Source organism: Microbacterium sp. K41 (assembly GCF_004794395.1).
Lineage (GTDB): Bacteria > Actinomycetota > Actinomycetes > Actinomycetales > Microbacteriaceae > Microbacterium > Microbacterium sufflavum.
The window spans coordinates 1-1,525 of the sequence record NZ_SSDO01000021.1 but is presented as its reverse complement, the minus strand read 5'-3'; the positions used below and the strand labels follow the sequence as shown (position 1 = coordinate 1,525).

General features: G+C 73.9%; 1 protein-coding gene and 1 pseudogene. Both read right to left on the bottom strand.

What is annotated here, in order from left to right:
- Positions 1-260: pseudogene (locus DW309_RS00205) on the bottom strand (hypothetical protein); the annotation flags it as partial.
- A 30-nt stretch (positions 261-290) separates the two neighbouring features.
- The gene (menC, locus tag DW309_RS00200; RefSeq protein WP_136044178.1) at positions 291-1,439 is read right to left on the bottom strand and encodes an o-succinylbenzoate synthase; all 1,149 of its coding nucleotides are present in this window, start codon (positions 1,437-1,439) and stop codon (positions 291-293) included.
- Positions 1,440-1,525: the final 86 nt, after the last annotated feature.

Below are 1,525 nucleotides of genomic sequence, written 5' to 3'. Positions count from 1 at the left end.
GCAGCCTTCACCGTTGCGTCCTGCTTCCCTCGTCCCGGCAGCTCGAGCAGCGCAGCCGACCGTTCCAGCCGGTGCAGGTGCGCCTCCAGCGCCTGGGGCACGCCGTGGCGCACGACCGCGGTCTCGAACACGCCGTCCCCGCGGGTCACCCCCAGGTCGGTGGCGCGGATGATCGGGGTCGCGGGGTCCACCTCGACGACGGCGTCCGCGGGGTCGGTGTCCGGGGACAGCTCCAGCCGGTACAGCAGCAGTGCGCGCATGGGTCCACTCCTCGCAGCGGTCCGGGGCCGTCAGCCGAGCGTGAGGGCGGTGTCGCGCACGTCGGACGCCGCGGAGTCGTACACCCGCGCGGCGTCGCGCTCGATGCGCGCCACCTGCACCTCATGGCCGAGGCCGGGCCCGGTCGGCACCCGCACACGCCCCGCCTGAGCGGTGACGGGCGGCTCGATGATGTCGCTCTCGTAGTACTTGTCCGATCCGGACACGTCGGAGGGCAGCAGGAAGCCGGGCAACGACGACACCGCGACGTTCGCGGCCCTGCCGACGCCGAACTCGTGCATGCCGCCGCACCACACGGGGATGCCGGCGTCGAGCGCGATGTCGTGCGCGGCGCGTGCCACCCCGAGCCCGCCCATCCGCGAGACCTTGATGTTGAGGATGCGCCCGGCGCCCAGACGGATCATGGCGCGCAGGTCGCCGAGCGCCACGACCGACTCGTCCAGGCACACGTCCGTGTCGAGGCGCGCCTGCAGTTCCGCGTGGGCCACCAGTTCGCGGGGGCCGAACGGCTGCTCGATCATGGTGAGCCCCTCGCGGTCGAGGCGCGCGAACACCGCGGCCGCCTCGTCGTCGTCGGGGTAGGCGCCGTTGGCGTCGACGTGGAGGTCGAGGTCGGGGTGGGCGGCGCGCACGGCCCGCACGGGCTCCACGTCCCACCCCGGCGCGATCTTGAGCTTGACCCGCGGGTAGCCGGCCGCGCGCTGCAGCTCGACCTGTGCGAGGAGCTCGTCGATCGACGGTTCGATACCGAGCGAGACCCCCGCGACCACCTCGTCCCTGGTGCCGCCGAGCGCCGCGGCGAGCGCGATGCCGTGCGTGCGGGCGTACAGGTCCCACACCGCGCCGGAGAATCCCGCCTTCGCGAACTCGTGTCCGCGCACGCGCGACCACGTCGACTCCAGGTCGGCCGGGTCGTCGCCGGTCGCTCCGAGCAGGGCGGGGACCAGGTACCGCGTGGCGATCTCCCACGCGGTCACCGTGGTCTCCGCGCCGAAGTAGGGGTCGCTCGGGGACGCGATCTCCCCCCAGCCGGTGCGCCCGTCCGCGTCGGTGACCTCGACGAGGATGTGCTCGATGCCGGACTTGCGGTGCGAGCTGGTCTCGAAGCTGTGCCGCAGCGGCTGGCGCAGCGTGAACAGGCGGATGCGGTCGATCTTCACGCGCCGCCCTCCTCGCTGCGCGGCCGCGGCTGCTCCGGGCCGTAGAGGCCGAGGCGCGCCACGAGCCGGTCGCGCTCGGCCAGGCG